This is a genomic window from Flammeovirga sp. SubArs3 (genome assembly GCF_947387565.1).
GTDB lineage: Bacteria > Bacteroidota > Bacteroidia > Cytophagales > Flammeovirgaceae > Flammeovirga > Flammeovirga agarivorans.
In genome coordinates this window covers 231,256-256,095 of sequence record NZ_CANDOA010000007.1, presented here as the reverse complement: position 1 = coordinate 256,095, position 24,840 = coordinate 231,256, and the positions used below count along the sequence as shown (strand labels likewise).

Below are 24,840 nucleotides of genomic sequence, written 5' to 3'. Positions count from 1 at the left end.
TATATGTTAGGTTCAATAACCAAATTATTTTCAAAGGTATTTGGAACAAAGTCCGAAAGAGACCTAAAAGAAATTAGACCCTATTTAGCTAAAATAGACGCAGAATATCAGAAACTCAAAAGTATTTCAGACGATGAGTTAAGAGGTAAAACTGCATACTTTATTGATTACATTGAAAATGGTTTAAAAGGCATTGATGATCAAATTCAAGAATTGAAAGATGCTGTTGAAAATGATCATAAATTAGACCTTGCGTTCAAAGACAAAACGTTTAAAGAAATTGATAAACTGAAGAAGGATCGTAACGAGAAATTAGAAGAAATTCTAATGGATATTCTTCCTCAGGCTTTTGCTGTTACAAAAGAAACAGGTAGAAGATATACAGAAAATAGACAATTAGTAGTTACTGCTACAGATTATGACCGCGAAATGGCGGCTAAATATGGTAATGTAACTATTGAAGGAGATCAAGCAACTTGGGCAAACAAGTGGCTAGCTGCTGGTAGTGAAGTAGAATGGAATATGATCCACTACGATGTACAATTATTAGGCGGTATTTTCTTACACCAAGGTAAGGTAGGTGAGATGATGACTGGTGAGGGTAAAACCCTTGTAGGTACATTGCCAGCTTACTTAAATGCTTTAGCAAAAAGAGGTGTACATGTTGTAACAGTAAACGACTACTTGGCAAAGCGTGACTCGGAATGGAATGCTCCATTATTCCAGTTCCACGGCCTGTCTGTAGATTGTATCGACAAGCACCAACCCAACTCAGATTCTCGTAGAGAAGCTTATAGAGCAGATATCACTTACGGTACAAACAACGAATTCGGTTTTGATTACCTAAGAGATAACATGGCAAGAGATAAGAATGATCTTGTACAAAGAGAACATCACTTTGCTATGATTGATGAGGTTGACTCAGTATTGATTGATGATGCTCGTACACCATTGATTATTTCTGGTCCAGTACCAAAAGGAGATCAACAAGAAGAGTTTGGTGAATTACGTCCTAAAGTTCAAGTATTGGTTGATGAGCAACGTAAGATGGCTCAGAAGATGCTGAACGAGGCAAAGAAATTAATTAAGTCTGGTGATAAAGTCGAAGGTGGACTTCAATTACTAAGAGTACATAGATCACTTCCTAAATATAAACCTTTGATCAAATTCTTAGGTGAGGAAGGAATGAAGCAATTATTGCAAAAAGTAGAAGGTGAATACATGCAGGATAATAACCGCCGTATGCCTGAAGCTGATGAGCCATTATTGTTTGTAATCGAAGAAAAAAATAACAGCGTTGAGTTAACTGAAAACGGTATTAAAACGGTAACAGGACATAACTCACCTGACTTTTTCGTTTTACCTGACCTTGCTACAGGTATTGGTAAAATCGAAAATGACCCTGAGATGACGGATGAGCAAAAAATTGAAGCTAAAGATGCTTTAATTGCTGAGTTCGATACTAAATCTCAGCGTATCCACTTAATGAAGCAATTATTAAAAGCTTACACTCTATTCGAGAAGGATGTAGATTACATCTTAGTGGATAATAAAGTGAAGATTGTGGATGAGCAGACTGGTCGTGTAATGGAAGGACGTCGTTACTCTGATGGCTTACACCAGGCATTAGAAGCGAAAGAAAACGTGAAGATCGAAGATGCTACACAAACTTATGCAACAGTAACGCTTCAGAACTACTTCCGTATGTACCATAAATTAACTGGTATGACGGGTACAGCAATTACAGAAGCTGGGGAGTTTTGGGAGATCTATGAATTAGATGTAATTCAAGTTCCTACACACCGCCCAATAGTTAGAGATGACCGTGAGGATTTTGTTTACAAAACTGTTCGTGAGAAATTCAATGCAGTTGCAGAAGAATGTAAACGATTAGTAGATCAAGGGCGTCCTGTATTGGTAGGTACTACTTCAGTAGAAAACTCAGAGTTAATGAGCCGTATGTTGAAGCTTAGAGGTATCAATCACCAAGTACTAAACGCGAAACAGCATGGTAGAGAAGCAGAAGTAGTTGCTTTAGCTGGTCAGAAAGGTGCAGTAACTATTGCAACCAACATGGCTGGTCGTGGTACCGATATTAAGTTGCCAGTAGAAGTAAAAGAAGCTGGTGGTTTAGCAATTATTGGTACATCTCGTCATGAATCTCGTCGTGTAGACCGTCAGTTAAGAGGTCGTTCTGGTCGTCAAGGTGATCCAGGATCGTCTCAGTTCTTCGTTTCATTAGAAGATAACTTGATGCGTTTATTCGGTTCAGACCGTATCGCAGCAGTAATGGATAGATTAGGATTAGAAGAGGGTGAAGTAATTCAGCACTCAATGATTACAAAGTCTATCGAAAGAGCACAACGTAAAGTAGAAGAAAATAACTTTGCTATTCGTAAGCGTCTTCTTGAGTATGATGACGTTATGAACTACCAAAGAGAAGTAATCTATCGTCGTCGTCGTAATGCCTTATCAGGTGAGCGTCTACAGGTAGATATCATGAATACATTCTTTGATGTAGCTTCAAATATTTCAGAAACTCATGTAGGTAACTACGAAGGTTTCAAGTTAGATGCATTGAAAATCTTAGGTGTATCAACAGCGATAAAAGAAGAAGGCTTCCATCAGTTAAATGAAGCACACCTTACACAAGAGTTATACAAAGAAGCTTTAACGCATTACAAGGCGAAAAATGAAGCTATTTGGACTCAAGCAAAACCTATTTTCGAAAAGGTGAAAGCGGAGAAAGGTGGTGTTGTTGAAAACATTGTTATGCCATTTACAGATGGTCATAGAATGTTCCAAATCAACGTAAATCTTGATAAAGCTCTAGAAAATGATGGTGAGGAAGTAGCATCTGTATTGGCTCAAAATGCGACACTTGCAGTAATTGACCATTTATGGAAAGAGCACTTACGCGAAATGGATGAGTTGAAACAACAAGTTCAAAATGCGGTTCACGAACAAAAAGATCCATTATTGATCTACAAATTCGAATCGTTTGAATTGTTCAAGTCATTTGTAGCAGAAGTGAACGATGAGATCATTGGTTTCTTATCGAAAGCTCGTATTCCTGTACAAGAGCAACCTCCAATGCCTGCACCTCCTCCAATGCCAAAAAGACCGGAACCAAAAGTAACAGCTTCTAAAGCTGAAGCAGGTTCGGCATTAGGCAATGATTCAGCTCCACAAAGTGCTGATCTTCCAGAAGCTCCAAAGGCTCCTGTAGAGGTGGTTAAGCCTCGTCACAGTGACAAAACATATCAAAGAAATGATAGAGTGACTGTGAAATATCAAGACGGTACTGTAAAAGAAGGTGTTAAGTACAAGTCTGTTGAAAATGATATTACTAATGGTGCTTGTGTGATCCTTGAAGGATAATTAGATGCATCACTAAAAATACATTTGAGGGTATTTCTGATGATTTCAGAGATACCCTTTTTCTTTTTGTGAAAAAATCAAAGAGATCGTATCATATTGTGATTATCTTTATTTCTTACTGAGATTAATTCATTAACTTTGAAAACATCATAATTAAGGATAAATATTTTTATGAAGTTACTCTTACGATTTACATTAATAGGACTTTTCTTAGGCACTTTTGCTTGTAAGCCTTCACAAACCACTACAAAAGCATCTGTAGACCTAATTGATACAGATTTATCTGCATATATGCCTCAACCTGATCAAGAAGATATGACTAAACCTTCTGAAGTAGAGGAAGAAGTAACAGCGGGTAATGGTATTCCGGAAAACTATGACAATGATAAAGTAGACCAAATCTTAGCAGATCTATCTTCTAGAGATCTTGGTGGTATTTCTGTATATAGAATTTTAGTTTACTCTGGTAGCGATAGAGCTAGAGCCGAAGGTGTGGTTTATAACCTAAAAGAAAGATTTGGTAACTACGAAGTTGACCTGGTATATGACCAACCCAATTATAAAGTTAGAGCAGGATATTACTTTGATCGCTTAACAGCGTATGGTGAGCATACTAAGATCAAGAAAAAATACAGACAAGCATTTGTCTTACAAGAGAAGATGGATGTAAATGAGGTATCAAGAAGAATTAAAGAAGCGTCTTCAGCAAAAGAAGCCGCTGAATTTGGTGTTTCAGAAACAGATGAAAGTGGAGAATAATCACTTTTATCGTTAATGAAAAAGGCCATTCTATATTTAGTAGAATGGCCTTTTTTTATTTTGCTTTTGTATTTGTCTTAATTGCTTTTGCGATATCATCCCAAAGAGGTGATGGTATTGCATCGAGATGGTTAAACTCTCCAGCACCTTTAAGCCATTCGCCTCCATCGATTGTTACTACTTCACCGTTCATATATGCGGAGAAATCTGACATTAAATAAGCAGCAAGATTCGCTAACTCTTGATGTTCCCCAACACGGCCTACAGGAACTTTTCCGGCTTCGTCAAATTGAGCGCGAAGGTTTTCAGGGAATAGTCTGTCCCATGCTCCTTTTGTAGGGAAAGGGCCAGGAGCGATAGCATTGGAACGGATCCCATATTTTGCCCATTCGACCGCTAATGATCTTGTCATTGCTAATACTCCTGCTTTAGCACTTGCCGAAGGAACAACATATCCAGAACCTGTAGAGGCATAAGTGGTCACTATATTAAGCATTACACCTTTTATACCATTAGCAATCCAATGTTTGCCCATAGCTAAGGTGAAATAATAGGAACCTTTTAGAACGATATCCACAATAGTGTCAAATGCCTTATGACTTAATCTTTCAGTTGGACTGATAAAGTTTCCTGCGGCGTTGTTTAATAAGCCCGTAATTTTACCATGTTTTGCTGTAGCCTCTTTGATCACATTTTCTACTTGATCGTATTTTCTGACATCACAAACCACGTAAAATGGACGTTTTCCAGTTTGTTCCTCCAATTCATCTGCTGCAGCTAAAAGTTTATCTTCTTTTCTACTACAGATGGTCACGTTAGCTCCGAGTTCAAGAAAATATTTAGTCATTGATTTGCCAAGACCTGTAGCACCTCCAGTAACTACAAAATGATTCCCTTCTAGGGCATTGTCTCTTAGCATTGGTTTATTATACATGTTAATGGTCGGTTATTACTCTAATTTGTAAAGTGACTGTAATTGTAAACTAATATAATGAGTATTCAATTTGAATACATAGAAAATGATAAAAAATAAGTGTATAAAATACTTTTTCATTAACGAAGCTTATACTAATTCATTTTCTACTAACTAATAATCTCAAATTTGGTTTTCGGTTCATCTCTAATATTCAAGGTTCATCCTTGATTTTTCAGGCTTCGTCACTCTTTAATTTATATAGAGGTATAGAATCAGGATGTTTGTGTCATCGTCATCATTCATAAACTTATCAAAACGATGAAAAGCAAATATATATACCTAATCCTAAGTCCTCTTGTGATAATTATCGCAGTATTCGCAGTGAGTGCATTGCCAGAAAAACCTGCTGAAAAACCGATAGAAGATAAAAGTATCTTAGCAGTTGAGGTGGATTACGCAAAACTTAAAACGCTTCAAAATACAATTGAAGTAACAGGAAAGTTAAGAGCAAAAGATAGATATGAAATTTATGCAGAAGTAGAAGGCCGCTTATTACCCTCAGCAAAAAAATTTAGAGAAGGGAATTACTATAAGAAAGGTCAAATACTTTTACAAATAGATCAGCAGGAACGTTACATGACATTACTGGCCGATAAAAGTAATTTCATGACAAGTCTAACAGCTATCTTACCAGACCTGAAACAAGACTTCACAGAAAGCTACCCAGCTTGGAATCAATATTTAGAAAATCTTGATATTAATAAATCATTACAGCCTTTACCTGAACCTAAAACAGAAAAGGAAAAGTACTTTATCGCAGGTAATGGGATTTATAGCTCGTATTATACAATCAAATCGTCGGAAGAAAAACTGAGTAAATATACTATCTACGCACCATTTAGTGGGGTGATTTCTAAAAGTGATATTGAAGCGGGTACTGCAGTTAGAGCAGGTCAGGAATTAGGAGAAATGGTTAATCTTTCATCTTATGAATTAGAAGTAACAGCACCTTTAAAAGATATCGAACATTTTAAGATTGGTAATAAAGTAAGATTATTCTCTTCTGAATTAGAAAACGAATGGACTGGAACTGTAATTCGAATTGGTAATACCTTAGATGCCAACTCACAAAGTGTAAAAGTATATATACAGACGTCGGGTAAAACATTAAAAGAAGGAATGTTTTTAACGGCTCAGGTAAATAGTGAAGCATTTAAAGAAGCAGTTCAAATCCCTCGAAAACTAATATTTGATGGTAATAAAATCTATGTGATTAAGGACAATAGGCTTGCATTACAAGAAATAGAAGTAATGGAAACCTTCAAATCTGATGCTATTGTTAAAGGTGTTCCGACAGATGCAGCGGTATTGATGACTAACATCAAAAATCCATATGAAGGAATGAAAGTACAAGTATTGAACTAAGCGGGCTGATTCATGAAAAAGTTAATATCCTATTTTATCAAATTTCCGGTAGCTGTCAACTTAGTGATGGTGTTAATACTGGTTCTTGGATTTATGACTACGTCTAATATGACCAGTACATTTATGCCTAATGCTCCTCAACGTTTTATTTATGTGGATGTGGTATACCCAGGTTCATCAGCTGAAGAAATAGAGGAAGGTGTGATTCTTAAAATCGAAGAAGAACTGAAAGGTTTAGAAGGTTTGGATCAGATTACTTCTTATGCACAAGAAAATGTTGGTAAGATTACCCTTGAAATGTTTAAGGGAACTGACATGGATGAAGCATTGACTAGAGTAAAAAATGTGGTAGAAGGTATTCCTTCTTTTCCAGTCGGTGTGGAGTCTGTGGTATCCTCAAAACATGAGGACTCTAATTTTAGCTTTATGTTTGGTATTACAGGGGAAGGAGTTTCTCTGAAATCACTAAAAGAAACGGCAAGAAAAGTTGAAAAAGACCTACTCGCCAAAAAAGGTATTTCGAAGATTGAATTATCAGGATTCCCTAATGAAGAGATCGCAGTATTACTCAATGAAGATGCCCTTGAAAGCTACAATATGACTTTTGAAGAAGTGGCATTAGCAGTTCAAGGAGCCAACTTAGATATGACTGGTGGTAGTATTAAAGATGGTGAGGAAGAGTTTTTTATTAGAGCCAATAATAAGGGATACACTTCTGATGAGTTGGACCATATCATCATTAGACAAACTGATAATGGTGGTGTAATTCGATTAAATGATATCGCTAAAGTGGTTGATCAGTGGGAGGATGCTCCAGCTAGAGCGACGTTAAATGGTAAAAGAGCTGTTACGGTAACGATTAATAATACTTTTAGCGAAGATATTCTTCAAACAGCAGAAGAATTACATAAGTATATCGAGACATTTAATGCTCAAAATGATGTGCTGCACATAGAAATCATTAGAGATCAGTCTGATTTGTTAGGACAACGTTTAGAGCTATTAATTGAAAATGGTATCGTAGGTATTATTCTCGTTTTGGTATTCTTGTCGTTATTCTTGAATCCAAGAATTGCCTTTTGGGTAGCTTTGGGGATCCCATTTTCCATCTTTGGTATGTTTATCCTCATCTCATTTACTAGTGTTACGATCAATATGATTTCATTGTTCGCATTGATTGTGGTATTGGGAATATTAGTGGATGATGCCATTGTTGTTGCAGAGAATATCTACCAACATTATGAAAATGGTAAACTAGCTATTCAAGCAGCAATCGATGGAACTATGGAAGTTTTACCTGCTGTGATTTCAGCTGTGCTAACTACCATCGTAGCCTTCTCTACGTTTATTTTCTTAGATGGTACAATGGGAGACTTCTTCAAAGATATGTCATGGATTGTTGGGTTGATCTTATTCGTTTCTTTGATCGAAGGTTTAATCATTCTACCGGCTCATTTAGCTTTTTCAAAAGCCTTTAAGAAAAATGGTAAAACAGAGGCAAATATTGTAACAAAAACGGTCGATAAATACCTTTTCAAATTTAGAGACCAAGTGTATAAACCAATTTTGGAATTTACGCTTAGAAATAAAGTATTCACCTTAAGTATTACTGTTGGCTTATTTATTTTCTCTATTGGTATGATGGCTAAAAAGGTAGTACCAGCCACTTTCTTTCCGAATATTGAAGGAGACGACATTACAGTCACTTTAGTCATGCCGAATGGTACCCAACAAGAAGTCACAGGAAAGGGAGTTCAGCAAATAGAGAAAGCAATTGAAATCGTTAATGATGAATTGAAAGTAAACCAGACCGATGAAAAAGACATCATTCAGAAGGTAAATATGGTGTACATGGGTTCTGGTCATCAGGTACAATTTAATCTTACTTTATTAGGAGCAGAACAACGTTTTGGATCTGCAGCTGAAGTAAGTAACGCTTTACAAAATGAAATTGGTAAGATTCCCGGAGCTGAATCAATCAGTTTTGCTTCTTTCTCTCCATTTGGAGATCCAGTAGTAGTTTCTCTGAGAGGAGATGATCTAGAAGAGTTGGCCATTGTAAAGAAAGAGTTGAAGTTACGTATGGAGAAAATGCCTGAGTTGAGAAATGTCAAAGACAATAACCCAACAGGTAACCGTGAAATTCATATTACTTTAAAAGAGAAAGCTTATCAATTAGGGTTAACAGAGCAAGAGGTGATTTCTCAAATTCGTCAAGGTTTCTTTGGGTATGAAATTCAAAGAGTACAGAGAGGACAAGATGAAGTGAAAGTATGGGTACGCTATGAAATGAGTAACCGTAATAGTTTTGGAGATTTGGAAAAAATGAAGATCCGTATGCCAAATGGGGCGGCCTATCCTTTTTCTGAAGTCGCAAATTTCACCATCGAAGACGGCTATTCATCTATTAATCATATTGATTTTAACAGGGAGATGAAATTAACGGCCCAATTAAAAAATCCTGATGATGCACTTCCAGATATTCTTAATAAAATCAAGACAGAATTACTTCCCGATTTATTAAAAGAACACCAAACGGTTTCAGCTGACTTTGATGGACAGAAAAGAGAACAAGAAAAGGTATCCAACTCTGCTGCTAAAGTGATTCCGATTGTATTCATTCTAATGTTCACCATTGTAGTCTTTACTCTAAGGTCTTTTAGTCAGTCTTTTATTGTTTTTGCCTTAGTACCTCTAAGTTTTGTTTGGGTGGTCTTGGCACATTACCTACATGGGTTTGCTATTAGTATGATGTCATTTATGGGAATTATTGCCCTTTTAGGTGTAATGGTAAATGATGCTTTAGTATTGATCAATGCATTCAACCTTAACCTCAAGAGAGGTATGTCATTTAATGATGCTCTTATAGATGCGTGTGTTTCAAGATTCCGTCCGATTTTATTAACAACAGTGACTACTGTGGCAGGTATGGCCCCGATGGTATTTGAAACGAGTTTACAGGCTCAATTCCTAATTCCTATGGTGATTACTATCTCTTATGGTATTGCTGGTGCAACACTGATCACATTGATAGTACTACCTGTTAGTATCAAGATTTTCAACCAGGTGAAAGTAATGTTTAAAGAGTTGAAAACTGGTGAAAAAGTAAATCAAGAAGCTGTAGAAGCAGCTATTAAAGAACTGGCATACGACTACGAAAATGAGAAAGTATAATATTATCCCTTTATTAATTTTCTGTCTATTAGCAGGAAATAGTACTGCTCAAGAAGTATTTAGTATCAATGATGCCATACAATTGGCATTAACCAATAACCATAATCTAAAGGCTGTTGCAGTTAATAAAGAACAAGCAGAAAATAATGCAACTGCAGGTAATGCAGGTTTACTTCCATCTGTAACAGCTACTGCAGGAGCAGAATATAGTAATAATGATACTGAAATGGAGTTTATGAATACTGGAGCTCCAGAAGGTAGTGATAACCGTATGACTTTAGACAATGCGGCATCAACCTCTTATGATGCAAATGTTCGAATGGACTACGTATTGTTTAGTGGAAATGGAAATAGGTTTACGTTAAATCAACTTAGAGAGAGTGCGACTTTAGAAGATTTGAGGTTCAAACAGGAAGTAGAAAATACTATTCTACAAGTAGTGGAAGGGTTTTATGATATATCAAGAGAACAAGAAAATCTTAATATCGCCAAAGAGACAATTGTTACTTCCAATAGAAGATTAGAAAGACTTCATAGTAGATATTTATTAGGCCAAACTAACAAATTAGAAGTCTTGAATGCAGAAGTAGATCTTAACAGTGATAGCACTTCTTATCTTCAAACAGAACAAGCATATTATAATTCTATCAGAAAACTGAATGTAGTTATTGGTGCTGATATCAATACTATTTATGAGGTAAACCCTGATTTTGAATTTCTGAGTGGATTGACTGCTGAAAATGTGTTGGATAAGGCCATGACAGAGAATTTATCTCTTTTGGCTCAATACAAACAAGAAGACATTACAGAACTTGATTTGAAAATCACAAAATCGCAAAGGTCTCCAACAGTTTCGACTTATGCTCAGTATGGCTACAGTAGAATGAATAATGATGCAGGCCAAGTGCTTTATAATGAAAATTTAGGTCTTACAGCAGGAGTTACTATGTCATTCAATGTATTTAATGGCCATCAGCAGAAAAGAACAGAACAAAATGCAAGACTGAATGTCATTGCTCAGAAGGAAAACACTTTACAGTTAACTAAAGAGTTGGAGAGAGATGTTATGGATGCTTGGTTTGATTATGACTATAAACAGAAAATAGCGAAAATGGAGGCGAAAAGTATGGAACAGGCGGAGTTAAACTTTACACAAACAAAAGAACAATATGAATTAGGACAAGTAACAAGCATTGATTTCCGTACAGCACAAACCAATTTACAAACTGCTAAGAGTAGATTAAACGATGCCCTTTATCAGGCAAAAGTAGCAGAATATTCAATTTTACAGTTATCTGGTGACTTACTGAATCAGGTAAATGGACAATAGAAAGATATCAATAACAATAAGCCCTTGGAGTTAAAGCTCTGAGGGCTATTTCTTATATTTGGTAACTATGAAAAAGAAGAAGAATTTAATTTGGCTGTTTTTTATTCCTTTATCGGTCTTATGTATCGTACTGATTCCAATGACTACATTGGTTTTAAGTGGATATATTGCTGAAGAAAAAGTGACTTCTTTTCTTACTGAAGTATTGCCCTATGTTCTTACTTCTTCAACCATTGCAGTTTTCTTTTATCATTTTTCTGTAGTTAGGTTGAATAAAGTGTTACCCTGGAAAAGGTATTTTATCATTAGAGGTATAGTAGATCTTATCTTAGTGATTAGTGTTACTTCATTAGTGATTAGTTTGATGCATTATATCTTTGGTGGTGGTAGCTTTTATCAAAAGTTAGTAGAGCTAAAAGAAGTAAATGCTCCCGTTGAAGGGATATTTGCATTGCCATTGGTAGAAAATATTCTTTTCATTGTTGCAATAGAATTTATTGAAGTATTATCAGAACGTAATGAATTGGAGTTGAACCTTGAGAAGGTAGAAAAAGCACAATTACAGACGAAATATTCTGCCTTAAAGAATCAACTGGATAATCATTTTCTATTCAATAACCTGAGTGTTCTTTCATCTCTGATTTATGAGGATATCGAAAAGTCTGATCGGTTTATACAGGAATTTGCAAAAGTATACCGCTATGTGCTTACAATAAGTGAAGAAATGTTGGTTCCTGTAGAGCAAGAATTAGATTTTATCGAAGCCTATTTATTTCTTCTTGAAATACGTTTTGAAGAAAGTTTTAGTGTTAAAAATGATTTAGATACTTCTGTAAATGATTATTTGTTGCCTCCTTTATCGTTACAAGTCTTGATCGAAAATGCGATAAAACATAATAGAATATCAAAAAGGTATCCATTGCATATACATATTTTCCAAGAAGGTGACCGAATAGTTGTAGCCAATAACTATCAACTAAGAGATACTCCTGATACAACATCAACGCACACCGGTCAGAAGAATCTAGTGGAAAAATATAAGTTATTATCAGACAGGTCTCCGAACTTTTTTATTCAAGGAGATCAATATATTGCCGAATTACCATTATTAAGTCAATAAACTATGTATAAAGTACTGATAGTTGAAGATGAAGCACCAAGTGCTAGAAAGCTTAAAATGCTGCTAGGAAAAATCGTTGAAGACTTTGAAGTAATTAATATTTTAGAGTCGATTGAGGAGTGCCTTGAGTTTTTTGAATCTGGTGAGCAAGTTGATCTTATTTTTATGGATATTCATCTCTCTGATGGTAATAGTTTTGAAGTATTTGATCAGATGGAAGTAGATACTCCCATTATTTTTACTACTGCTTTTGATCAATATGCAATAAAGGCATTTAAGCAAAATAGTATTGACTACTTACTGAAGCCTATTAATGCTTCTGATCTAGAAAAAAGTGTTGAGAAGTTTAAAAAAATCTACGCTTCAGATAACTCTAGCAACGAGTCCATAAACTATGAACTGTTGGGGAAAATGGTTGCTCAGCAAGTTTCACAAGAATATAAGGAACGCTTTATGGTAAGCTACCGTGATGAGTTAAGATCCATTCGGGTAGAAGATATTGCCTATATTTTTGCAGAGAGTAAAGCAGTGTTTATTCAGGTAAATGATGGAAAAGTGTATGATATCAATTACACAATGGATCAGGTAGAGAAGAATTTAAACCCTAAAAAATTCTTCAGAATTAATCGTAAATACATCGTTCAGATTGATGCGATAGAAAGTGTTTCTTGGTATTCTAAAACAAAACTGAGAGTTTTTACTACTCCTGAAATCCCCACAGAACTCTTTGTTCCAGCAGATAAAATAACCAAGTTTAAAGATTGGCTCAACCAGTAACTACAAAATAAAGTGAAAATGTAAGTCGATAAATATTATTATCGATTCTGTTTGCCCTTATCTAACTGTAATCCATAATATTTGGTATTTTAGCTAGACAATATCAAAGTTTCTTTAAATGAGGGTTTTCTTAAACGTAAAAAAGCATTTCAACTACGATAAACTAGACAAATTAGAATACAAACGTTTGGTTAGGGATATCGTTATCTTGAACATTATTATTTTCCATCTTTTATGGATGGTTTTTAATTCTTTATTCGAGACAGAGATCATTAGAAACTTTCTTTACTCAATTGCAGAGACTCCCACTCAATGGTACAAAGACTACATCTTCGATAACTTCTATATTATCGAAATCTGTTTTATGGTCTTTTATCTTCTAGAATTTTCACTTTCATGGCTAGAGGCCTATCGAGAGAAAGAATATGCAAAATGGTATTTCTATCCATTTATCCATTTTTATGATTTGATTGGTAGTTTTCCAGGTATGCACTTTTTCCGTTTATTGAGAGTATTTGCTATGCTGTTTAGATGGCACAGCCATGAAATTATCAATTTAGAAGAGTTGAGTATATACCGGACTATTCTTCATGTAAAGGAGATTGTTGTAGAAGAAATTTCAGATGCTGTAGTCATTAACGTATTAGAAGGAGTAAAAGACGAACTACAATCGGGAAGCTATGCCAATCAGAAATTTATGGAGGATGTGGTTAAGCCATATCAAGATAGTTTATCAGTATGGGTATCTAGGAAGGTGATGTTTGCCATGAGAGAAGCTTATGCCCATCGAAAACAAGAATTAGAAGGTTATGTGGCAGAATTAATTGAAGAAGCAGTAAATGATAATTCGGAAATTAATGATTTAAAGAAAATACCTGTTATTGGTTCTTATGCTTCCTCTAGGTTGGAAGATGCCATCGCAGACATTGTTTATAAAGTGATTAACGATCTTTTTGTGGATATCTCTTCAGAAAAGAATGAGGAAGTATTGAAAGATGTTGTTTACGAAATTATAGAAGGAATATTATTTTCAGAGACCAAAGAAGGTAATGAAAAATTAATCCAAGAGTTGGGGAGTTCTGTGATCGACGAAGTAATTGCTAGAGTAGGAGTAAAACAATGGCAAGTAAGAGAGGAGATGTGGGAAGAGAAAAAAGAGAAAGAATTATCTGAAAAACGAAAACTTAGAGAAGAAATCATCAATCACGCTCCAAAACAAGAAGATTCAAAGAAATAATATGACGAATGTCAGTTGAAGTAAGGTGGTTAAATTGTCTTACTTCTTTTTTTTACCTACATTGCGAATGTTGTTTAAACGAACTTTTGACCGTTATGAATTGGAAGCCTCTCACTGACATAAGTCAGCTGGACCAGATACTAGAAGAATCTAAGAATCAAAGAGTAATGATTTTAAAACATTCTACTCGTTGTTCGATTAGTTCTATGGCACTTAACCGCTTAGAGCGTTCTTGGGAAGACGATAATAAGGTTGCTCCTTATTACTTAGATTTGATAAAATATAGACCTATTTCAAATGCAATTGCAGAGAAATTTGGTGTTGAGCATGAATCTCCTCAGGTAATTGTGATCGAAAATGGCGAAGTAGCATATACTGCTTCTCACATGGGGATCAATTATTCATCTGTCGTTGCCTAAACTCATTACAAAATAAATTAAATAGTGAAAATCGGTATCATTTGTTACCCTACCTACGGTGGTAGTGGAGTGGTAGCAACAGAATTAGGAAAGAACTTAGCCTCGAAGTTAGGACATGAAGTACATTTTATTACTTATGACCAACCTACTAGGTTAGACTTTTTTGATGAGAATATTTTCTATCATAAAGTGGATATCCGTACATATCCTTTGTTTAAGTACCCTCCGTATGAGTTGGCTTTAACAAGTAAAATGGTAGAAGTAGCTCTTGCAGAAAAGTTGGATGTTCTTCACGCTCATTACGCTATTCCTCATGCATCTGCCGCATATACAGCCAAGCAGATTTTAGCAAAGAAAGGAATAGATATGCCTGTGGTAACGACCCTTCATGGTACGGATGTTACATTGGTAGGTAAAGATGACAGCTTTGAACCTGTAGTTGCTTTTTCTATCGATGAATCAGATTGCGTTACTTCTGTTTCTGAAAGCCTTAAGAAAGAAACTTACGAGTACTTTGATCTCACTAAAGATATTAAAGTGATTCCAAACTTTGTTGATCTGGATAGATTTACGAAGCATAAAAAAGATCACTTTAAAACAGCAATTTGCCCGAATGGCGAAAAGCTTCTTGTCCATGTTTCCAATATGAGAGAAGTGAAAAGAGCTGATGATGCTTTAGAGGTATTCAAAAGAGTTAGAGAGAAGATGCCTTGTAAACTTCTGATGGTAGGTGATGGACCAGAAAGAGCAAAGCTAGAAGAGAAATGTGCAGAACTTAGAACTTGTGCAGATGTGAGGTTCTTAGGGAAAATTGCAGAGGTAGAAGAAATTTTATCTGTAGCAGATTTATACCTGATGCCATCGGAAAAAGAAAGTTTTGGTTTAGCCGCTTTAGAAGCTATGGCTTGCCAAGTTCCTGTTGTTTCATCGAATGCTGGAGGTATTCCTGAAGTAAACATTCATGGTTTAACCGGAATGATGTCTGAAGTAGGAGATGTTGATGATATGGCCAAAAATGCATTGCATATTCTAGATGATGCCAATTTGCCGTACTATAAAGAAAATGCTTTGAAACAAGCACAGCAATTTAGCATTGAAAAAGTTTGTCCTTTGTATGAAGATATTTACAAAGAAGCGATTGCTAAATCAAAAGAGAAGTTTCAATTAAAAGGATAAGAGAGAACTCTCTTGAAAAAAGCCATGTGATGAGTAATCAATCACATGGCTTTTTTGTTGGGAAATAGTTTTTAATCATCTTTTTCTCAACTTTTAATTATCCATCATATCAAAATTTATTTAATACCTTAGCGTGGTATTTCTTGAATTGCATAAAATTTAATCCAAATCTCTTCAATGGATTTTTTTGAAAATGAGATACTAATTTTTTCTGATTATAATTAACATCAAACTAAAATGAAAAACATGCGTCCCATTATGCTGGTAGGCACCGGTTCCGACGTAGGTAAAAGTTGGATTACTACAGGTATCTGCAGATGGCTAAAAAATAAAGGATACCAACCAGCACCTTTTAAAGCCCAAAACATGTCGCTGAATAGTTTTGCTACTTATGATGGGTTAGAAATCGGAAGAGCACAAGCCGTACAAGCGGAAGCATGTCAACTACCTGTCATGGTAGAGATGAACCCTGTTTTATTGAAGCCATCCTCGAAAAATAAATCACAAGTGGTCTTGCATGGAAAACCTGTAGGTGACCAGTCTGCTAGAGATTACTTCTTGGGAGAAAATAAAAAACACCTGTTTTTAGAAGCTCAAAAAGCATTTCATAAGCTTTCAGATCAGTTTGGTCCTATCGTAATGGAAGGAGCAGGAAGTATCAGCGAACTGAATTTAAAACATAGAGATATCGTAAATATGCGTATGGCGAAAGCAGCCAATGCATGTGTATATCTAGTAGCAGACATTGACCGCGGAGGTGTTTTTGGTAGTGTTTATGGTACTATTGCCCTTTTAGAAGATTGGGAAAAAGACCTATTAAAAGGGATTATCATCAACAAGTTTAGAGGAGATGCAAGCTTGTTTGTTGAAGGAAAGAAAAAATTAGAAGAATTAACGGGATACCCTGTTTTGGGTGTTTTACCTTATGCTGAGGATATAATTATTGAAGAAGAGGATTCTGTAGCACTTCGAGGTAGAAATACTACAACTCAAGATGGAATGCTGAATATCGCTGTGGTCAAACATTATTATATGTCGAACTATACCGATTTTCAAGCATTGGAAAATGAACCTCTTATTCATCTGTATTATTCAAGAGATGTAAGTGAATTAAAGAAGGCTGATGTTATCATACTGCCTGGAACAAAAAATACAATGAGCGATCTAGCCAAGTTGAAAGAAGAAGGTCTAGATCTATTGATAAAAGAACTTTATGATAAAATACCAATCATAGGAGTTTGTGGAGGGTATCAGATGTTAGGGAATGTGGTATATGATCCTCATCATGTTGAAGGTGATCAGGAAAAAGAACTAGGGTTAGGAATCTTTGATATTGAGACAACTTTATCAAAAGAGAAACATACAGTTCAGCGACAATTCTCTTTTAAGAATTCTGATGAAAAATGCGAAGGCTACGAGATTCATATGGGAGAAACGTTAGTTCCTTCAGGCTTTGCATTGAATACGATAGGTCAGGAAAAAGAGGGATATTTTGATGGTAAACTAAGCTGGGGAACATATTTACATGGAGTTTTCGATAATCAAGTCGTAGTAAATGAATTGTTGAAGTATAAGTTTCCAGAAGCTGAAGCACAAGACTATAAAACCTTTAAAAGAGATCAATTTGATAAATTGGCAGATTGGGTAGAAGAGAATTTGGAGATCAATAAAATCATGGAAGACATATGTTAAATGGACATGGTGATGATCTACATTTGGTAAAAGGTCAGATTAAATACAATTTCAGTTCTAATGTATTCTATAAAGGCTGTCCCACAGAAATCTTAAAAGCTCTTGCCAAACAGGTGGAGGGTATTCAAAATTATCCATCTCCGGCAGCAGAAGAGTTGTCAGAATGTGCATCTATTAGATATCAACAACCTGCTGAAAATTTTCTATTTACGAATGGTGCTATTGAAGCTTTTTATTTGATAGCTCAATTGTTTAAAGGTAAAAGGTCGACCATTGTAGGTCCAACTTTCTCAGAATATGAAGATGCTTGTAAGATGCATAACATCTCATATACTGTTGTAGGAAAGGAAGATTTAGATTCGTTTAATACGGACCTTGTATTTATTTGTAATCCCAATAATCCAACAGGAAGTGTATTTTCCTTTGCTGAATTAGAAGACTTCATAACAGAAAACCCTACATCAACTTTTGTGATAGATGAGGCATATATTGAGTTTACAAAAGCTACAAAATCAGTTTTACCTTTAGTAGAAAAGCATAAAAACTTGATTGTTGTACGATCACTAACCAAAACATTTACAATTCCTGGGCTTCGTTTAGGCTATATTATTTCTGATGCTTCTATGGTTGAGAAATTAAAAACGATTCGTATTCCATGGAGTGTTAACGGGTTGGCTATTCAAACAGGAAAATACCTTTTTGAGAATTATGACCAACTGATTTTTGATATTGAAAGTCTATTAAAAGAACGGATATTTTTTCAAGATCAATTAAGAGCGATTGAGCATATAGAGGTACAAGAAACTAACACGTCTTACTTCTTGGTTAAATTATTAAAAGGAAAGGCAAGTGAATTAAAGAACGTCTTAATTAGCAAAGGAATTTTGATAAGAGACGCTACCAATTTTACTAGTTTAGAAGGAGAGTTTATTCGACTTTCTGTACAATCACCAACGGCTAACAAACAAATTATTAAAGCACTTACTTCATGGATATAAAGTCAATACTCATCTTAATTATTGCCTTTGTGTTGGATCAAATTTTTGGAGATCCTAGAGTTTTGCCACACCTTATTGTGGGATATGGAAACCTTATAGCGAAGGGAGAAAAGCGTCTAAATAATGGAAAAAATAAGTTTTTAAAAGGAGCTTTATTAACGATTACTTTAGTGAGTTTATCATTTGTAGTTCCTTACTATGTACTAAACTATATTGATGAGTTAAATACTATTGTATCAATACTTCTTAGTGTCATTTTATTGTTTTACTGTTTAGCCAATAAAACATTAGTAAAAGAAGGAATTGCAGTGTTTAATGTATTAGAAAAAGAAGGATTAGAGGCAGGGAGAAAAAGACTTTCTTGGATTGTAGGTAGAGATACTTCAGCATTAAATGAACAGCAAATTCGTACGGCTACCCTTGAAACTATGTCTGAAAACTTAAGTGATGGTGTAATTGCCCCCTTGTTCTATTTTGTCATTTTAGGAGTTCCCGGAGCAATGGCCTATAAAATGATCAATACTTTTGATTCTATGATTGGCTATAAAAATGACCGCTATGAACAATTTGGGAGATTTGCAGCCAAACTAGATGATGTTGCGAATTATATTCCTGCCCGACTAACAGCTTTTTTTATGTTGGTCGTTTCATTTCGGTTCGGAGGTTTGGCAACAGTTTTCACTGAAGGAAAAAAACATAGTAGTCCCAATGCGGGGTATCCGGAAGCTGCTTTAGCCTATATTCTAAAAGTGAGATTTGGTGGTCCTAATTATTATGGAGGCAAATTGGTAGAGAAACCATATATCGGAACTAATCAAAGATCTATTCTGCATCAAGAAATTTATAAAGTAGCAAATATCAACTATAGTACTAGTTGGTTTTTCGTTTTACTCATTGCTTTTTATCTCATTTTAATACAAGTCTACTAATGAGTATTTCTATCATCTCAGGAGCAGCAGGTACAGGAAAAACGACCTTGATTAATACGATTGAAAGGTCGAGTGTATTAACAATGCCCGAAGCCTCGCGTCAGGTGATAATAGATGAACAGAAATATGGAAGAGAAGGCATGCCATGGAAGAACGTTGAACGGTTTAGTGAACTAGTCTTTCAAAGAACATTAGATCATTTAAGAGAATATTCCGAAGCAATTTTTTGTGATAGAAGTATTATTGATACCATTGCCTACCTTCGGTTTCAGGAGAAACCAGTTCCTGATTACTTAACATTGTTTCCTTTCCATCGATATTATAAAAAAGAGGTATTTTTTGCACTTCCTTGGGAAGAAATATATACCAAAGATCCTCAAAGGCCAGAATCATTTTCTTATCAGCAGCAATTATCACCTGTTTTAGAGAAAACTTATCTGGATTATGGATTTGAGATAGTTTATTTACCATTTACATCAGTACAGAGCCGTTTAGACTTTGTTCTTAACAAGGTTTGCTTACCAACTAAAATTAAGTAAATTTGCCACTGCTGAAAAGGAGTTCCTAATGTTGGAATGAAAAGGGAATTTGGTGTGAATCCAAAACTGTACCCGCAGCTGTAAGCTTTCGTTTTCTTTCGAAAACAATTTTGTTACAATGAGCCACTGTTAAGATAAATGGGAAGGAGTAACAGAAGAAAGCAAGTCAGAATACCTACCTTTTTTTGCAAACAAGAAAACAAACTTTCGGGAATAAAAGTTGTGACCTTCAATCTATTAGTACACTTTGTTAGTTTTACTAACTTGCTAACAATAAACAGATTGTCATTCTATTATCCCCAATTGTTGCTATTCATCAAACAATCTGAATCATGGGGAAAAACATTGCTGAGACTCAACAGATTTTTTTATTTTGTGATGGTGGATCTTGCCAAAAAGCAGGTTCTGAGGAAGTAGTACGAAATGTAAGAGCTTACCTTAGAAATAGCGGACAATGGGACAGTACTCATACGATCAAAACTAGATGTAATGGCCGGTGTGAGGATGCTCCAACATGTATTGTTCAACCCAACTATTGGTACAAAGATCTCACTCCACAAAAGGGCTTAGAAATTATTAAAAGCCATTTGGAACACCAAAAACCCGTTGAAGACTATTTACTCTATCAAGATGAATGGTCTGAGATAAAATCGGAGAAAGAAAGAGGTGCTTTTACTCCAAAACCATTTTCTATAAAGATGGACTCAGAACTTGGAGAATGTCGAATAACAAAAGGCTTTGCCTCTGATCAATATACCTATCCACTTTTTCTCTATTTATCGGAAAATAGTCCATATTCTACGCTTTCTCTTGCTAATCGAACATCATTTTCATTTAGTGAAATTAAAAATGTCAATTACAGTCAAAAGTATACTCTTGAACTAGAATTGGCAGAGGAAACAATAGAGTTGATTATCGCTCCAATTGATCAGAAAAATCAAAATCTAGTCAAAAAGAGAATTGCAGTAGTTGAATATTTTGAACAGTTGGACTCCTTAAAAAAAGGGATTCGACTAAAAAATAAATTTGGTGAAGAACTTGGGCTAATTTGGCTTGAAAACCATGCTTGGCAATACTGTTTAGAAGTACAATTAAAAGGGATAAAATTGGAAACAGTATGAAAAGAAAGGTGACTATTGTAGGAGTAGGTTGGTTAGGAAAACCATTAGCCAATTGTTTAAGAGAAAGAGGGTTTGATGTGAGAGGTAGTGTTGCCTCAATAGAAGAATTACTCACTTTTGAACCTTCAGAACAAATTTCACTGATTAAAATAGAAGAAGATAAAATTCATGGATGCTGGAGTGATTTTATCAATTCATCTGATGTTTTAATTATTTGTTTTCCTCCTGCTGACCGGAGAGATCAAAATGGAGTGTATGTCAAACAAATTGAACAATTGACAAAACATACACCTACTCATCAAAAAGTCATCTTTGTAAGTTCCACTTCTGTCTATCCAAATACCAATCAATCTATTCAAGAATCAGATCATTTCACTCCTGAAAGTATTGGAGGGAAAAATATATATCAAGCAGAAAAAGTATTACGTCAACATTTTGGAAAACAATTGACAGCTGTCCGAATGGCAGGTTTAATTGGAGGAGGACGTCATCCATCTCAGCTACTAAGGGAAAATAGGGTCTTGAAAAATCCAAATGTGCCAGTCAATGTTATCCATCAAACCGATGCGATAAATTTGATTGTAGAGGTGATAGAACAGGACCTTTTTGGGGAAGTGATTAACGGCTGTGCAGGCCTTCATCCTATTCGAAGGGATTTATATACAAATGCTGCAGTAACCTTAGGGTTACCTCTACCCATATTTAGAGACAGTAAGAGTTTTGCTTTTAAACTGATTGATAATAGTAAATCAAAGCGATTGTTATCCTTTGAATATATATATGATGATCCTCAAGCCTACTTCAATGAAGAGGTGAAAATATAAAAGACAATGAAAGAAGGAATATTATTATGTGGCCATGGGTCTAGAAGAAAAACGGGAACCGATGCTTTCAAAAAACTCGTTGCCTTGTTAAAAAATAGGTACGAAAATGAATATGAAGTAGACTATGGTTTTTTAGAATTTAGTCACCCTTTATATGAGGCTGCAGTTGAACGGTTGTACGAAAAAGGAGTAAGGGTAATTTATGCATTACCTGTAATTCTTTTTGCGGGGTCACATGCTAAAAATGATATTCCTTATGAGATGAATACGATCCAATCGTATTATCCAGACCTTGAAATTAAGATGGGAACACACATCGGTGTAAGTTCTTATCTTTTGGATTTATCTAAAAAAAGAATCGAGGAACAGGAAGCTTTACTACCACCAATTGACCGAAAAGAATGTGGGTTGATGGTAATTGGTAGAGGTACCACAGATCCAGATGCGAATTCTGATGTACACAAACTAGCTGCCATGCTTTGGGAAGGTATGGGGTTTGGTTTTACGACCGTTGGCTATAGTGGAACAGCTTACCCTACGACGGCAGAAGCCTTACCAATGTTTGAGAAATTAGGTATGAAACGCACCTATGTTATTCCTTTTTTCTTCTTTACGGGAGTACTGCTCGAAAGAATCTATGCCACTGTAGACGATTTTAATAAATCATCTACAACAGAGTATGTTAACACAGAAGCTTTTGGAGCAGATGAACTGATACTACAAGCTTTTGATGAGAGACTAGACCAAGCAAAAAATGGAGAAGCGAATATGAACTGCCAAATGTGTAAATACCGTAAGCAGATCATTGGCTTTGAAGAAGAAGAGGGAAAAGATCAAGTCGGACATCACTTAAATGTAAAAGGGATTCTTTTTGAGGAAGATGAAAAAGTGGATGAGAAAAAAGGAATGATGAAAACCTTTAAAAATATACTTGGAATATAATGAGTAGAGGAAAAGTATATGGGATTTCACTAGGACCCGGCGATCCCGATTTGATCACAATGAAAGGGTACAAGTTACTTCAGTCTGTTGATAAAATTTATTACCCAGGATCCATTTTTCAAGGTGGAAGAAAGAGTAGTTATTCTCTACAAATTATGGAGAATTACGATTTATCACAAGATAAATTAGTGGGGTTCTATTTAGAAATGACAATTGATAGAGTACACGTACATCCTGTTTATGAAGAGACTTTTCAGAAAATACAGAAAGATGTTTTGGAAGGATTGGATGTAGCCATAGTATGTGAAGGTGATTTGAGTACTTACAGCTCCTTCTCTTATTTATTAGAAAAATTTCAACAGACAGACATCTCTATTTCACTGGTTCCTGGTATTAGTTCTTTCCATTTAGGGGCTGCAGAAATTCAACAGCCTCTAGCACTTTTAGGGGAAACTATTCATGTACTTCCAATTCTAAAATCAACAAAAGTTTTAGAAGATGCTTTAAAAGTATCTGATACAGTGGTCTTGATGAAAATCAGGTCAGTGATGGGACATATCCAGCCCATATTAGAGAGAGAGGACATCAATTTTACATACTGTGAAAAACTCGGGACTGCTGAGCAATTCATCACATCATCAATAGACAAAGTTCAAGAGAGAACCATTCCATATTTCTCTCTTCTGATCATAAAGAAAAACAAACAAGCATGAAAATTACAGTAGCAGGCTTAGGCCCTGGACATAAAGATTATATTTTACCGTTGGTGGTCAATGCATTGCAAAAAGCGGATGTAGTGATTGGTTATGACTATTACTTTCAATTTTGCGAAGATTATCTGAAAGAAGGGGCAGTAAAAATTGCCATGCCTTTAGGTAAAGAAGAAGAACGAGCAATAGTAGCCATAGAGGAAGCAAAAAAGAATCAACATGTATTTGTTATTGGTTCAGGTGATGCGAGTATTTATTCCATGGCAGCGATTGTCTATCAGGTGGCTTCTTTGGAAAAAGATATAGAAATTGAATTAGAAACATTACCAGGAGTTTCTGCATTCTTGGCGGCAGGTAGTAAGTTAGGTGCTCCATTAGGCCATGACTTCTGCTGTATTTCATTATCAGATTTGATGACACCATGGCAAGTAATTGAAAAGCGTATTCGAGCAGCTGCTGTAGGTGACTTTGTTTGTAGTTTATATAATCCCAAAAGCAAGAAAAGGTACTGGCAATTGGAGCGTCTGAAGAAAATCTTTTTGGAAGAACGAGATCCTAATACTCCAGTCGCAATTATTCGTCAAGTAACGCGCCCAGAAGAGAAAATCACAATCCAAACTTTAGGCACTTTTGATGTAGAAATGGTAGATATGTTCTCTTTGGTGATGATCGGAAATTCACAGACTTTCCAATTTAAAAATCACTTAGTGACACCTCGCGGTTATTTGAATAGAAAGCCAAAGACAGGTTTGGAGATTCAACAAGAAAGTTTCAGAATAGTAACTGAACAATTACAAGATTTACAGTATTCTCAAGATGATAAATGGGCTATCACTCGATTGATACATACAACGGGAGTGATTGATGATCATGTACATTATGAAGCCTCTCCAAAGGCTGTAACGACCTTCTCTAAATACCTACAAAATGGTGGAGTGGTTGTTACTGATGTAACCATGGTACAAGCAGGTATTACAAAGAAATATACGAAGGAGTATGGTAACCAAGTAGTATGTCTTTTAAATGAAGAGGAGACCGTACATTTGGCAGAAAAAGAAGGATTAACACGCTCTCAGGCAGGGATAAAAAGGGCAATTGCAATGTATCCAAATGCTTTGTTTGTTATCGGTAATGCTCCTACGGCATTATTCGAATTGACTGATCAGCTAAGAGAAAATCCATATTTTGAACCAACAGGAATTATAGGCGTACCCGTTGGTTTTGTCAATGTCATTGAATCCAAAGAACAGTTGGTACAAGTGAAAAATACCGAGTGGATTGTATTAAATGGAAATAGAGGTGGAAGTAATATAGCAGCTGCTTTGGTCAATGCTTGTTTCACGCTTCAAGAATCTGAAAACTATTTCTAAG

At 35.5% G+C, this 24,840-nt stretch carries 20 protein-coding genes and 1 riboswitch; of the genes, 19 read left to right on the top strand and 1 reads right to left on the bottom strand.

Annotation, left to right across the window (positions count from 1 at the left end):
• The first annotated feature begins 3 nt into the window (after nt 1-3).
• Nucleotides 4-3,381: a preprotein translocase subunit SecA gene (gene secA / locus QL232_RS19845; protein WP_281615508.1), complete on the top strand. Its 3,378-nt coding sequence runs from the start codon at nt 4-6 to the stop codon at nt 3,379-3,381.
• Nucleotides 3,382-3,552: 171 nt separating this feature from the next.
• On the top strand, nt 3,553-4,140 hold the full coding sequence (locus QL232_RS19840; protein WP_281615507.1) for a hypothetical protein: 588 nt from the start codon (nt 3,553-3,555) through the stop codon (nt 4,138-4,140).
• Nucleotides 4,141-4,195: 55 nt separating this feature from the next.
• On the opposite strand, the gene QL232_RS19835 is transcribed toward QL232_RS19840, so the two are convergent.
• Nucleotides 4,196-5,074, bottom strand: coding sequence for an SDR family oxidoreductase (locus QL232_RS19835; RefSeq protein WP_281615506.1), 879 nt, complete (start codon nt 5,072-5,074; stop codon nt 4,196-4,198).
• Nucleotides 5,075-5,374: 300 nt separating this feature from the next.
• Here QL232_RS19835 and QL232_RS19830 point away from each other — a divergent pair, with 300 nt between their 5' ends.
• The 17 genes from QL232_RS19830 (at nt 5,375) to cobJ (ending at nt 24,839) form a co-directional block, all read left to right on the top strand.
• Entirely contained in the window at nt 5,375-6,481 is a 1,107-nt protein-coding gene (locus QL232_RS19830) for an HlyD family efflux transporter periplasmic adaptor subunit (protein WP_281615505.1), read from the top strand.
• Between the two features lie 12 nt (nt 6,482-6,493).
• Entirely contained in the window at nt 6,494-9,655 is a 3,162-nt protein-coding gene (locus tag QL232_RS19825) for an efflux RND transporter permease subunit (protein WP_281615504.1), read from the top strand.
• A complete protein-coding gene (locus tag QL232_RS19820) occupies nt 9,642-10,985 on the top strand; it encodes a TolC family protein (RefSeq protein WP_281615503.1) in 1,344 nt (447 codons plus the stop codon). Before QL232_RS19825 ends, QL232_RS19820 begins: the two co-directional genes overlap by 14 nt.
• A 67-nt stretch (nt 10,986-11,052) precedes the next feature.
• The gene (locus QL232_RS19815; protein ID WP_281615502.1) at nt 11,053-12,105 is read left to right on the top strand and encodes a histidine kinase; all 1,053 of its coding nucleotides are present in this window, start codon (nt 11,053-11,055) and stop codon (nt 12,103-12,105) included.
• Nucleotides 12,106-12,108: 3 nt separating this feature from the next.
• Entirely contained in the window at nt 12,109-12,882 is a 774-nt protein-coding gene (locus QL232_RS19810) for a LytTR family DNA-binding domain-containing protein (protein ID WP_281615501.1), read from the top strand.
• Nucleotides 12,883-13,000: 118 nt separating this feature from the next.
• The gene (locus tag QL232_RS19805) at nt 13,001-14,119 is read left to right on the top strand and encodes a hypothetical protein (protein WP_281615500.1); all 1,119 of its coding nucleotides are present in this window, start codon (nt 13,001-13,003) and stop codon (nt 14,117-14,119) included.
• A gap of 95 nt (nt 14,120-14,214) precedes the next feature.
• A complete protein-coding gene (ytxJ, locus tag QL232_RS19800; protein ID WP_168883690.1) occupies nt 14,215-14,538 on the top strand; it encodes a bacillithiol system redox-active protein YtxJ in 324 nt (107 codons plus the stop codon).
• A gap of 24 nt (nt 14,539-14,562) precedes the next feature.
• Nucleotides 14,563-15,714 (top strand): N-acetyl-alpha-D-glucosaminyl L-malate synthase BshA, encoded by a 1,152-nt coding sequence (gene bshA, locus QL232_RS19795; RefSeq protein WP_281615499.1) that lies wholly within the window; start codon nt 14,563-14,565, stop codon nt 15,712-15,714.
• A 237-nt stretch (nt 15,715-15,951) separates the two neighbouring features.
• Nucleotides 15,952-17,406 carry a cobyric acid synthase gene (locus tag QL232_RS19790; protein ID WP_281615498.1) on the top strand — a complete coding sequence of 485 codons (1,455 nt, stop codon included), beginning with the start codon at nt 15,952-15,954 and terminating at the stop codon, nt 17,404-17,406.
• On the top strand, nt 17,400-18,404 hold the full coding sequence (locus tag QL232_RS19785; RefSeq protein ID WP_281615497.1) for an aminotransferase class I/II-fold pyridoxal phosphate-dependent enzyme: 1,005 nt from the start codon (nt 17,400-17,402) through the stop codon (nt 18,402-18,404). The genes QL232_RS19790 and QL232_RS19785 overlap by 7 nt, the downstream gene beginning before the upstream one ends.
• The gene (cbiB, locus tag QL232_RS19780; protein ID WP_281615496.1) at nt 18,395-19,333 is read left to right on the top strand and encodes an adenosylcobinamide-phosphate synthase CbiB; all 939 of its coding nucleotides are present in this window, start codon (nt 18,395-18,397) and stop codon (nt 19,331-19,333) included. The genes QL232_RS19785 and cbiB overlap by 10 nt, the downstream gene beginning before the upstream one ends.
• The gene (locus QL232_RS19775; protein WP_281615495.1) at nt 19,333-19,872 is read left to right on the top strand and encodes an AAA family ATPase; all 540 of its coding nucleotides are present in this window, start codon (nt 19,333-19,335) and stop codon (nt 19,870-19,872) included. The genes cbiB and QL232_RS19775 overlap by 1 nt, the downstream gene beginning before the upstream one ends.
• A riboswitch (cobalamin riboswitch) is annotated at nt 19,873-20,070 on the top strand.
• A 134-nt stretch (nt 20,071-20,204) separates the two neighbouring features.
• A complete protein-coding gene (locus tag QL232_RS19770) occupies nt 20,205-20,993 on the top strand; it encodes a (2Fe-2S) ferredoxin domain-containing protein (RefSeq protein WP_281615494.1) in 789 nt (262 codons plus the stop codon).
• Nucleotides 20,990-21,817: a hypothetical protein gene (locus tag QL232_RS19765; RefSeq protein ID WP_281615493.1), complete on the top strand. Its 828-nt coding sequence runs from the start codon at nt 20,990-20,992 to the stop codon at nt 21,815-21,817. Before QL232_RS19770 ends, QL232_RS19765 begins: the two co-directional genes overlap by 4 nt.
• 6 nt (nt 21,818-21,823) lie before the next feature.
• Nucleotides 21,824-22,759 carry a sirohydrochlorin chelatase gene (locus QL232_RS19760; protein ID WP_281615492.1) on the top strand — a complete coding sequence of 312 codons (936 nt, stop codon included), beginning with the start codon at nt 21,824-21,826 and terminating at the stop codon, nt 22,757-22,759.
• Entirely contained in the window at nt 22,759-23,472 is a 714-nt protein-coding gene (gene cobI, locus QL232_RS19755; RefSeq protein ID WP_281615491.1) for a precorrin-2 C(20)-methyltransferase, read from the top strand. Before QL232_RS19760 ends, cobI begins: the two co-directional genes overlap by 1 nt.
• On the top strand, nt 23,469-24,839 hold the full coding sequence (gene cobJ, locus QL232_RS19750) for a precorrin-3B C(17)-methyltransferase (RefSeq protein ID WP_281615490.1): 1,371 nt from the start codon (nt 23,469-23,471) through the stop codon (nt 24,837-24,839). The genes cobI and cobJ overlap by 4 nt, the downstream gene beginning before the upstream one ends.
• The last annotated feature ends 1 nt before the right edge of the window (nt 24,840 follow it).

Excerpts from the sequence above, each read along its gene's own strand:
- secA (WP_281615508.1), top strand. The coding sequence starts at position 4 with ATGTTAGGTTCAATAACCAAATTATTTTCAAAGGTATTTGGAACAAAG.
- QL232_RS19840 (WP_281615507.1), top strand. The coding sequence starts at position 3,553 with ATGAAGTTACTCTTACGATTTACATTAATAGGACTTTTCTTAGGCACT.
- QL232_RS19835 (WP_281615506.1), bottom strand. The coding sequence starts at position 5,074 with ATGTATAATAAACCAATGCTAAGAGACAATGCCCTAGAAGGGAATCAT.
- QL232_RS19830 (WP_281615505.1), top strand. The coding sequence starts at position 5,375 with ATGAAAAGCAAATATATATACCTAATCCTAAGTCCTCTTGTGATAATT.
- QL232_RS19825 (WP_281615504.1), top strand. The coding sequence starts at position 6,494 with ATGAAAAAGTTAATATCCTATTTTATCAAATTTCCGGTAGCTGTCAAC.
- QL232_RS19820 (WP_281615503.1), top strand. The coding sequence starts at position 9,642 with ATGAGAAAGTATAATATTATCCCTTTATTAATTTTCTGTCTATTAGCA.
- QL232_RS19815 (WP_281615502.1), top strand. The coding sequence starts at position 11,053 with ATGAAAAAGAAGAAGAATTTAATTTGGCTGTTTTTTATTCCTTTATCG.
- QL232_RS19810 (WP_281615501.1), top strand. The coding sequence starts at position 12,109 with ATGTATAAAGTACTGATAGTTGAAGATGAAGCACCAAGTGCTAGAAAG.
- QL232_RS19805 (WP_281615500.1), top strand. The coding sequence starts at position 13,001 with ATGAGGGTTTTCTTAAACGTAAAAAAGCATTTCAACTACGATAAACTA.
- ytxJ (WP_168883690.1), top strand. The coding sequence starts at position 14,215 with ATGAATTGGAAGCCTCTCACTGACATAAGTCAGCTGGACCAGATACTA.
- QL232_RS19790 (WP_281615498.1), top strand. The coding sequence starts at position 15,952 with ATGAAAAACATGCGTCCCATTATGCTGGTAGGCACCGGTTCCGACGTA.
- QL232_RS19785 (WP_281615497.1), top strand. The coding sequence starts at position 17,400 with ATGTTAAATGGACATGGTGATGATCTACATTTGGTAAAAGGTCAGATT.
- cbiB (WP_281615496.1), top strand. The coding sequence starts at position 18,395 with ATGGATATAAAGTCAATACTCATCTTAATTATTGCCTTTGTGTTGGAT.
- QL232_RS19775 (WP_281615495.1), top strand. The coding sequence starts at position 19,333 with ATGAGTATTTCTATCATCTCAGGAGCAGCAGGTACAGGAAAAACGACC.
- QL232_RS19770 (WP_281615494.1), top strand. The coding sequence starts at position 20,205 with ATGGGGAAAAACATTGCTGAGACTCAACAGATTTTTTTATTTTGTGAT.
- QL232_RS19765 (WP_281615493.1), top strand. The coding sequence starts at position 20,990 with ATGAAAAGAAAGGTGACTATTGTAGGAGTAGGTTGGTTAGGAAAACCA.
- QL232_RS19760 (WP_281615492.1), top strand. The coding sequence starts at position 21,824 with ATGAAAGAAGGAATATTATTATGTGGCCATGGGTCTAGAAGAAAAACG.
- cobI (WP_281615491.1), top strand. The coding sequence starts at position 22,759 with ATGAGTAGAGGAAAAGTATATGGGATTTCACTAGGACCCGGCGATCCC.
- cobJ (WP_281615490.1), top strand. The coding sequence starts at position 23,469 with ATGAAAATTACAGTAGCAGGCTTAGGCCCTGGACATAAAGATTATATT.